Annotated in this window: 9 protein-coding genes; 3 read left to right on the top strand and 6 right to left on the bottom strand. The window is 56.8% G+C overall.

Features of this window, described 5'->3' with window-relative positions:
- The first annotated feature begins 1,580 nt into the window (after window positions 1-1,580).
- Complete coding sequence (locus EL22_RS00185; RefSeq protein WP_050049603.1) at window positions 1,581-1,838, top strand: hypothetical protein; 258 nt, start codon at window positions 1,581-1,583, stop codon at window positions 1,836-1,838.
- A gap of 474 nt (window positions 1,839-2,312) precedes the next feature.
- Here EL22_RS00185 and EL22_RS00180 read toward each other — a convergent pair whose 3' ends face one another.
- A complete protein-coding gene (locus EL22_RS00180) occupies window positions 2,313-3,077 on the bottom strand; it encodes an IclR family transcriptional regulator (protein WP_050049602.1) in 765 nt (254 codons plus the stop codon).
- A 515-nt stretch (window positions 3,078-3,592) separates the two neighbouring features.
- On the opposite strand from EL22_RS00180, the gene EL22_RS00175 reads away from it, so the two are divergent.
- Window positions 3,593-3,850 carry a HalOD1 output domain-containing protein gene (locus EL22_RS00175; RefSeq protein ID WP_050049601.1) on the top strand — a complete coding sequence of 86 codons (258 nt, stop codon included), beginning with the start codon at window positions 3,593-3,595 and terminating at the stop codon, window positions 3,848-3,850.
- Between the two features lie 61 nt (window positions 3,851-3,911).
- Here the strand turns inward: EL22_RS00175 and EL22_RS00170 are convergent, their stop codons facing one another.
- The 5 genes from EL22_RS00170 to EL22_RS00150 all read right to left on the bottom strand — a co-directional run bounded on the left by EL22_RS00170 (window position 3,912) and on the right by EL22_RS00150 (window position 7,885).
- Window positions 3,912-4,244, bottom strand: coding sequence for a helix-turn-helix transcriptional regulator (locus EL22_RS00170; RefSeq protein ID WP_050049600.1), 333 nt, complete (start codon window positions 4,242-4,244; stop codon window positions 3,912-3,914).
- 103 nt (window positions 4,245-4,347) lie between these two features.
- Entirely contained in the window at window positions 4,348-5,016 is a 669-nt protein-coding gene (locus EL22_RS00165) for a helix-turn-helix domain-containing protein (RefSeq protein WP_050049599.1), read from the bottom strand.
- 147 nt (window positions 5,017-5,163) lie between these two features.
- Window positions 5,164-6,561: an FAD-dependent oxidoreductase gene (locus EL22_RS00160; RefSeq protein WP_050049598.1), complete on the bottom strand. Its 1,398-nt coding sequence runs from the start codon at window positions 6,559-6,561 to the stop codon at window positions 5,164-5,166.
- A gap of 342 nt (window positions 6,562-6,903) precedes the next feature.
- On the bottom strand, window positions 6,904-7,338 hold the full coding sequence (locus EL22_RS00155; RefSeq protein WP_050049597.1) for a TM2 domain-containing protein: 435 nt from the start codon (window positions 7,336-7,338) through the stop codon (window positions 6,904-6,906).
- 88 nt (window positions 7,339-7,426) lie between these two features.
- Complete coding sequence (locus EL22_RS00150; protein ID WP_050049596.1) at window positions 7,427-7,885, bottom strand: DUF2085 domain-containing protein; 459 nt, start codon at window positions 7,883-7,885, stop codon at window positions 7,427-7,429.
- Between the two features lie 1,370 nt (window positions 7,886-9,255).
- Here EL22_RS00150 and EL22_RS00145 point away from each other — a divergent pair.
- Window positions 9,256-9,438: a hypothetical protein gene (locus tag EL22_RS00145; protein ID WP_050049595.1), complete on the top strand. Its 183-nt coding sequence runs from the start codon at window positions 9,256-9,258 to the stop codon at window positions 9,436-9,438.
- Window positions 9,439-9,756 lie beyond the last annotated feature (318 nt).

Raw genomic sequence — 9,756 nt, 5'->3', positions numbered from 1 at the left:
CTGGCCAACACCGTGATGCGCTTGAGGATCAGCGGCTCGCCGGTGAACGAACCCTCGCACGGAACCGAGAGCGAAATCGATGTCGCAGACGGAACGACAACCGTTTGAGAGCCACATCTCTCCCCGGATCACACTGTCCACGCAATACGGTACCGTTGAGTAATTTGGTCCGATCATAGCGCTCGGCTGTGTCGTAGTCTTCTGTCTTCTCGTCGGTACGGTATCAGGCCAGATTCACTGTATAGATAAACAAACACACAGATTCACCTTCATGAAATATATTCTGGATGTCTAGCGAACGAACGCATTACGTGACTCCGTTCGAACCGAAACTCGTCTTCGATACTGAACCGAAGGGGGATACTCGTTTCAGTTAGAATCATGAACTGTAGATATTTACATTTCTCACCACTTCTGTGCTAGTGTGCCGTCGTTATATCGTGATTTTCAACTATTCTGTATTCGTCTTCTCCGTCCTCTCCTCATCTTTATTTATATTGACTATTTAATTTTAAGTTATCGACAAGAGCCGAAACGAGTGCATTCGAATTTGCCGCAATACACTCATATTTTGAAACTATATGTATATAATACACTTTTGTGTTCGGAATGCGTTTGATTTACCGAGTTTGAGAAGTACGCGGCCCGTTGGCTGGGTGTCGTGGTGTAACGATTCCCCCAGAGACACGACGAACAACGTACAATTCCATCCTCGTTTCCCTGGGCACCGGGAGTACCCGGGTCGGTGTCTGAACCAGCCGTTTCCAGCGACTCGACTGCGTTCTCCTATACTAAACGAGTAATCCAGCAAAGTATCGCCCTTTTCCTCAGACGCTTCAGAAATGTTCGAACACTCGTGCTAGCGACGCTAATCACGTCACTTTTAGCCCCCTTCCTCCACGTTCCTTATTGGTGAAAACAACGATATACACGTATCTGAGAACCGTTACTTCGGTGTTCGCTCGACGTTCGCCCCCCTCGGGTGAGTAATTTCTCACGGGCGGTTACTCCAATCACGCCCGATTGCAACAATTATACAGACGTATGTGTGTAATACATCCCGAGTAGATACTGAACGTAGCCACTTACCGTTCAGCAATGCATAACGCCGTCTCAATTTCGAAGCGTGATGGACCGGGGGTTGTCGTGTCATAACCCGACCGAACAAGGTCGCAGTGGTCGATCGACAGATTGTGGTAGCGGTGTTTACCTCCCAGTTCGGCACTGTCGGCTTTCGTTCCGTAGCTGGTCGGCAGGCGGCCGAATTGGTCAGCGATCGCTCAGATCGTCGGAGCGACTTAACGATTCGGTCGAATCAGTCGGCGTTGCTCGAGCAGACACCGGCTTCCGGGTGGATCTGACCAGGAGAGAGCCTACGCCTCGTCTCTCCCGGATTCGACTATTTCGGAGGTATTTCAGCGTCGCTTCGCTTTCTCACCGTCGACGTCGTTCGACTCCACTGGGAGATACGGCGATACTGCCTTTTCCCCGCTCGTGATGCGTGTCGTCTCGGGGATTCTGACTCCCGGACTCGTTTCTGGGACAGGACATTTATAATGAATTAGCCTGTTGGTTACTCCATGCGGTATCAACGCGTTTCCGCTGGCGACCAGTATCGACTCATCGCCGTCGACGACGGGACGCCGTACGATTTGACGGCCGTCAACCCACGTCTCACCTCGTTCGGCGAACTCGCCGCGGCGGCAGCCATCGCCAACAGCGGAATCGACGAAGTTGCCGGCGAGATCGTCGCCGACGCACCGACGCTCGGGCGAGACTCGCTCGCCGACGCGACATTGCCCGTCGTCCCCGACGAGGTGACGGTCGTCGAAGTCTGAGCAGTTCGTAGAGCGGAACCGACCGTCACCAGCGTGTCACTGACCTCGTTTCACGTTGGATCGCCCATTTCCGGGCTGGACCAGTGACTGGCGGGGGATACTCGATGGCGTTGATGACACCAGCGCACCGTGCATGTTCTCTGGGAACCCGACGCCATTTGAGACCGTTCAAACCTTCCCAGTCCGGTCTTCGTCACACAGATGGCGGCGTCGCAGCCAGACTGAGGACGATCGCCGTCTGGCTGCTGATGTCCGCGACATTCCGGAATCCACGAGACGTATCCCTTCCACAGTCTCACCGAAAGGTCGGAATCGCGTCACCGCGTTCGGAACGAACGGGCCTCTCTTCTCCATTCCTATCGTCGTTGCAGCTAAGACCACTCCACCTTCTGCTCGATACCGCGATCTGATTGCCCTCACTAAATCCTTGTTTATCATTGATGAATGTTCTTGCGGGATAGAAATACACCGAAATCAGGAGTATGTCAGGTTCAGTTCGATCACGTTGGCTGCGCTCGCGAGGAGTTCCGGTAGTCTCGTCTCGAGTCGATCCCGCTTCATTCGGCTCGTCGGGCCAGCGACGCTGAGCGAACCGATCGGTCGATCGTCGGGATCCAGAATCGGGACGGCGACACAGCAGAGCCCATCGATCCGCTCTTCGCGGTCGTAGGCCACTTCTTCCTCTCGGATGCGATCGAGTTCTCGCTTGAGCTCCTCGCGATCGGTTATCGAGTGGGGAGTGGCAGCTTCCATCCCGTGTTCGTCGAGGATTTCGTCGACACGCTCTTCAGGTAGGTACGCGAGGATCGCCTTCCCGAGTCCCGTGTTGTGAAGCGAGACTCGGTGCCCGGTGCTCGCCGCGACATTGACCGCCTGATCGCCGCGGACTCGGCAGACGTAAACGCCCTGACCGTGCTCCTCGACGAGTAGATTAACCAGTTCGTCGGTTTCGGCTGCGATCGACTCGAGTTCGGGACGGGCCGTCTCGTAGAGTTCGTCGCGCTCGCGAACGTATCGGCCGAGATCGAGAAACCGAAGTCCGAGGTGGTATTTCCCGTCCCGTTTGACAACGTACTCCTCTTGTTCTAGAGTACTCAGATAGTTGTACACGCTACTCTTCGGGAGGTCGAGTTCGGTGGCCAGTTCGGTAACACCGGCGCCGTCAAGCCGACGCAAGGCCTGGACGATATTGAACGTGGTGACGATCGATTTGACAGGATTGTTCGCTTTCTTACCCATAGTACGCCTAGTAACCAATCATCATATATAACCATGTGTTTAGGAATCACGAACCTGTAAGCGGACTCTTCGATACGAAACGCCGACAGCGCAGTTTTCTCACCGTACTACGGCATTTACGACACAAGCCTGTGGCTGCCAAATATATGTTTATAAATAATGAACGTCAGTTCGCCAGCGATAAATATTTGCAATCCGCGTATCAAACCTCGAAATCGCTATATTCGACCGAGTGAAGCAATAGTGGTGGTACATTCTCTTAAAATATACCCCAGCAGAACTGACGCGATCCGGCACTCGAGACGAGGCTGGCGATGGACTCGAGAGACCACCCGACGGACTCGAGAGACCACCCGACGGACTCGAGGTGTCGATGTTCACTGGCGAGCGACGCATCGAACGTCAATTAGTGTTCGATAGAGTCTAGTTTTACAATATTTCACGATATCAATCAGGTTTGGCGTACTTCCGACAGTTTTAGACCAGTGGCTGCGAGTCCGGTACGTAGAGATTTAATGCACTCCAACGAACTGACGGAGTCAAAGTGTATCTGGGACCTCCTCGATGCGATTGCGGACCTGAAGGGCGTCGACCCACATCACCTGCCACCGATTTACCATACGATCGATCCCGAACCGGTTGCGGCGCTGATAAACGGTTCAGAGACGGCCTTCGAGTTAACTTTCGAGTACGAGGGACTGCAGATTCTGGTCACCGGGAACCGATACCAGATCAGTGCCGATGGTGAGGTCGCGATCGACTCGAGTTGGTAGTTCGATTCGACTCGAATGCCGTCCGTCTCAGGGTGTCCCGACTGGCGTCTCCGATCGAGTCTTATCCCAATTGTGAGCGATACGTGTCCGCGATTTTCGAGAGGTCGCCGACGTTAGCTGGAACGGTTACTTCGCCCGATTCGTGCGCGTAGGAAACCAATCCGGAATCGGCCAGTTTCGGCAGATGGACGTGATACAACGCGATCTGAGCGGAACGGACTTGCGCGTCGGTCGACTCCCCACTTGCACCGTTCGGTGATCGAGCGGCGATCCGGGACGCCAGTTCGGAAATGGTGAGCGGTTTCTCTTCGGCCAGAATCGAGAGCGTCTGTCGGCGATACCTATTCGCAACATCGGCAAACGACGGCGTCGTCGACGGAGTTCGTGAATTCATAGTATTCAGTACCAAATATGGCTAGGGGACTCCGATGCAGAAGGGACAGGCCTGTACTATCAGCCCCTTATTTAGGGGGACGTATCCGCGGTCGTCTCGAGAGTCACGTCGGTTGACTCGGTTCGCTTGCGCTCACGATAAGCGTATTCGCGATCAGTGAGTCGTGGGCGCGATGGAGTCGCTTCGAGAGCGACTGCTGTGTGATGTCGAGTTCGGCCGCAACGTCCTCGAGCGACGCCTCTCGAGGGGTTTCGAAGTAGCCGGCTTCCCAGGACGCGACCAGCGCCGACTGCTGTTTCGGCGTGAGTCCGTACTGGCCACCCGTTTTCGGCTGGGAAAGGTCGTACAATCGTCGAAGGTCGAACGCGATGTTGCGTTCGCGACAGTACCGCTGAAACGTGTCCAGTTCGTCGCGGTCGTCGAACCTGATGCGCAGGTCCCAGCGCTCGTTCGAACCGGTCGCCTCGAGGACGACAGCCTCGATTTCGGTGTAGATGTAGACGATCGATTCGACGTGGCGGGTCCACTCCGCGCGGTAAAGTGCGGTCTCCTGAAACTCGTCGAGTTGCTCGAGGTTGCGTATCGACGGATCCTCCGCGACCGCGTCTTCGAACGTGGCGAAGTTGACCTCCGAGACCCAGAAGTAGGGGGTGAGAACCTCCTCTGTCGCGACGACTCGTTCGATTTCGATTACCATCTCCGAAACCGCGTTCAGGGTTTCGTGCAGCGCGAACGCGTTCGAGGGGACGTGAAACTCCCCGAAGACACTCATACGCCCGATTCGAAGTTCTCGAATATAAGCACCAAGATGTATCGCCGATGTTCGGTCGTTTGATACGGGTAAAACGCCCGATTTGTACATCTCGCCAATATGTTCGCACAGCCGCGACCGCAGGTCGATGGCCGTTCGACTCGCCTCTCAGTCGTCGGTGGCCGGACTGGTGACGGTCCGTGTCTCTTCGTCGGCCGCGTCGTCGTCATCGATTCGCGGGAAGTTCTCGATGGTGTCCTCGCGAAGGGCGGCCTCGTCGAACTCGTACTCGCCATCGAGGAACTCGAGCACCCGCTCTGTGTCCTGCAGAGCGTTTTTCAGACACGTCGACGCGCCGGGCGAGGGCGTGATGTTGAAGATGATGTCGTCGCCGACGATCTTCGCCTCGCCCATGTCCAGGGACTTGTTTTTCGTATCGACGATCTGCGGTCGCACGCCGCCGTAGCCTTTCGCGCGTTCGATATCCTCGAGTTCGGCGCTCGGGACGACCTTCTGGACGTGTGGAAGGAACTGGCGTCGTCCGACCTCCGGGAGGTCGTAGACGAGGTTCCGGAGCACGTACGGCAGGAGGATCCGATCGGAGAGGATGTTGGCGTAGCTGAGAAACGCCGCCGCGTTCAGCCCGAACACGTCGAGGAAGTCTTTCACCGTCGAGATCCGGCCTCGCTCGAGCGTCGGCACGAGCTTCGCGGTCGGACCGAATCGGGTGATCGAGTCGTCGTGGACGTCCGCGTCGCCGTGGACCGCGGCGAAGGGCAACTTCTTCATCTGGAGGGTGTAGACCTTCCCGTTCAGGAAGTCGTCCGCGAGGAAGAAACTCCCCGCGATGGGGAGCAACACCTTGTCCTGTCCGTAGCCGAGGTCCTTCGCAATTTGAAGGCTGTGCGAACCCGCGGCAACGACGGCCGATTCACAGTCGAACCGGCCGTTCGTCGTTCCGATAGTGTAGCCGTCTAAGGTCTCCGTGATGTCCTCGACTTCCGTTCCGGTGTAGACGTCGACGTTCGCCTCTTCTTCGGCCCGTTCGACGAACGACTTCGTCGTTTCTCCGTAGTCGACGACGTAGCCGTCGGGTGTCTGGAGCGCGAGCATCTCCGTCGACGGGTCGCGTCCCTCGACGACCTTGGGTTCGATTTCGGCGATCTCATCGCCATCGATCGCACGAAGTTTCGGGAAGAGGTCGCCGAAACCCTCCTCCTCGTAGCGTTGCTCGAGTTGTTCGACCTCTTCGTCCCCGACGCCGAGGACCATCTTGGACCGCTTCGAGTGCATCTCGCGGTCGGGGTCGTGATTCTCGAGGTAGCCCGCGAGCAGTTCTGCACCTTCTTTTACGTCTTCGGCCTTCTCGAGCGTGTAGTTCGTCTCGATGTCGCCGAAGTGCAGCGTCTGGGAGTTGTTCGTGACGTCCGAGTTGATCGCAGCGAGCTCCGACTCCTTCTCGATCAGCGCGATGGACTCGATATCAGTGAACTTCGCAGTCGTGTACAGCAGGGATGCACCGCTGATACCGCCACCCACGATGACGAGGTCGTATTTGCCAGACATGATTTTGGTCGCTACTTTCGTGAGTGCACTCCACACGGATAACTCATATTCTTTCAGTCGACATTACGTCGATCGACGAACCCACAATCGACGGAGTGGGCATTCGCGCCGAAATCGCGACGTTTCGTCGTCGTTCGATGCAGAACCTCCCGCGATTGTCTCGGTGGAAACGTCATCGACGCGGCTGGACGAGTGCAGCGAACCTGCTCACCGACGGAGCGTCGGGACCCGAACGAACGGGCCAGCGTGAGACTTGCGGATCGGAGAACGCTCGTTTCGGTCCAGTTTGACGAACTACGGCTCGAGGAGTGTGATCGACTTCGTGTGCGGCCGAAATCCGTCTCAGAACTCGCCGAAGATGCTCCCGTCGGCGTATTTTTCCTCGTACTCCGCTTCGTCCGCGACGAGCATCAGAATCCCCTCGACCAGTCCGAGCAGAGCGGGGATTCCCGTCCAGAAGAAACACAGGTAGAGGACGCCGTACTTGATGTTCCCCTGGTAGAACTTGTGCGCACCGACGAAGCCGACGACAATCGCCAACACGCCGGCGACGACCTGATCGGAGCCAGTTTCACCGGACGATTGCTGTCTGACACCACATTCCGGACAGATTTCTGCGTCTTCTTTTATCAACTCTCCGCACTCGGTGCAGTACTTCTCGTCTGGGGCTCGCTCTCCGCCGTCGGTCACGAGCGGCGTCTCCTGGCTTGCACCGCAGTTCGGACAGCGCGCCGTGTTCCCCTCGATCCGGTCCCCACAGTTGGTACAATCGGTCATCAGTGTTCTGACGAGAATTCTCACACCCTTCATAAAATAGCATCTATATTCTCCCAATCATATCAAGTAATAGTACATTCTAGCACCACTACCTATCCGCGAGCGAAACAGAGAGCAGTACTCCTGCGGCGACGCCGTACCCGGCTCCGACGGCGATGACCCGAAGGTCGCCGGCGAGGAGCAGGCCGAGGAGACCGCTTCCGTACCCGACTCCCAGCAGGAACCCCGTCGCCGTCCGAACCGCGTTGTACCCCCGTCGGTCGGTGAACGTCGTGAGCGTCCAGTCGATCAGCGCGGGGAGCGGAAAGAGGAGGACGACGGGGAGGCTAGCGAGGGGCTGGCCCGCCACACCGCCCTCGAGCACGATACTCAAAAGCGCCGCGAGGATGCCCGGATAAATGCCCAGACAGCGCGCGCAGACGTGGATTCGTCGACCGAAGACGACCGGCGCGTAACACCGGTGGCGCTCGGACGGCAGGTGATGTGAGAGCAGATACGGCCACGTCCGCGCCAGCCCGGCCCGTAACTCCGAGCGATCGATCCCCATACCCTCTTTCGGTCGCCGCGGCGACTAAAGCGTACGTCTCTCTCGAGGGCTTTTACTGAACAGTCGACGGCCGAGTCAATTCCGTGTGTGGTTGCGGACCAAGAGAACCACATCGGACACGCCGTCCGGTCGTCGCGCTCGTTTCCGAACTCGAGAGACCGCACTTTCCCAGCCAGAACGTATCAGTTCGGACCGAATGCAACTTATGTCGCTGTTCGAAGTAGGGCAGAGTTATGTTTTGGCCTACGGCACACAACGGCCGAGTGACCGCCGGCTCGATCGAGCTAATCCCGGCTGCTCCCGACGCATTCTTACGGAAAGTCAAGGAGAAAGCCTGCCTCTAGCGCGGACCACGATATCCCAACGACGGTTAGGAACGTCGAAAAAATACGCTAGATGGTATTTCGGTATTAATATCGACAACGGCCACATTTGTAACGGCTATGATAGATATTTTCGATAGAGGACCGAACAGCTGGATTAATTAAAACCTCGAGGCGTGATCCCCGTTCAGTTCGAGAGGTATCGGCCCCAAGAGTGACTATATCCCAAATATAGTCGAGTTAGCGAGGGTGATTCTCGCCGGCTCGACGCCGTGGGCAACAGTACGACGATCCCGCCTAACTCCGAACTCTCGTGTGAAATACTGGCAGGTTCGGCCTTTTCATCGGGGCCAGACGTTGTTTCGTGGCGTCGATCGCAAATTACCTTCCAGCGTCGTCCAGCACCAACCGATAAAATTCTGTAGATGTATGTAGGTCAGATAATTATTCAGAAGGAGACGCGAACGTTGTTGTGACATGTGCTCGAGTCGTCCCACTCCTCGTCTTCGAATCTGTCCGGGATGGTTTGAAACTCCCACCAACCACACTTATCGATACTGGCCACCGAGGAGTAATTCGAAACGAGTACAGTACGAGTGAGAGGAGTCATCTGTTTTCTACCACCAGTCGAGGTCGGTGCTGTCTCGTTCGAGACGCTCGCTGGCGACCGTTCGTCGACTTGGCGGTGACGTCGTTTCGCCAGTTCATACGTCCACACCGCTACTCTCACAAGAAGATCCGACGAGAGGGCTACTACCCCACGAGATCGAGAGGGGTTCTGCGGGAGAAACGGAAATCACAGGAGGTCAGTTCGTGTACACGATATCCGAACGCGACTCTCGCAGAACGGGGCTGTACACCCGATGCGGACGGCAGGCCGCTCGAGGGAGTCTCTCGGCATCGGTCGAGCGAGTCAGGCTCTAGATCGATCTCCCGTCGTTCGTTTCGGTCTCGTTTCCCGTGGGATCACGCCGCGTACGGAGCGGAAGAGACAGTACCAGAAAAGAGGACCGGACCGCTGAAATCGTTCGCCGGTCTGCTCGAGTAATGGAAAGCCTATCGGTCACGAAACTGATCATGCTCTGGTTCGTCGTACTCGTCTTCCTTCGGACGGGTATAGGAGGCGACAATCCGGTGATCATGGCGAGTGGCTTTCTCGCCGTCGTCCTCTTCTACGCAATTCCGCTCACGCTCGTCGTGTACGGTATCTCGATGCTACTCGACCTGTGACTACAGACGCGTCTCGCGAGCGGGCGTTCGGAGTGGGTACTCGACGCCCGCAGCGGGGAGCAACAAGCGGTGACACGCGCATCTTCGTCAGTCACTGGCGACGGGGGCCAGGATCCCACGAGAGAGCCAGCCACCTCGAGCGAGGGTGACGAGCGGAAGTGATTTTTCTCCGGGGCCGGTAACACACGTATGATGGGAACAGATGACGACCGCCAGTCCGCTTCGGGTAGGAACCCCAAACCGCGGGCCCGATCTGAGATGCCGCCTGCAACGACGAGGCGAACGATCACGACAAACAGCGACGGCGACAACGGACGT

Origin of the sequence: Halostagnicola sp. A56 (assembly GCF_000691505.1) — an archaeon.
Taxonomy (GTDB): Archaea; Halobacteriota; Halobacteria; order Halobacteriales; family Natrialbaceae; genus Halostagnicola.
The sequence above is the reverse complement of the archived record's forward strand: the minus strand, read 5'-3'. Positions and strand labels throughout refer to the sequence as shown.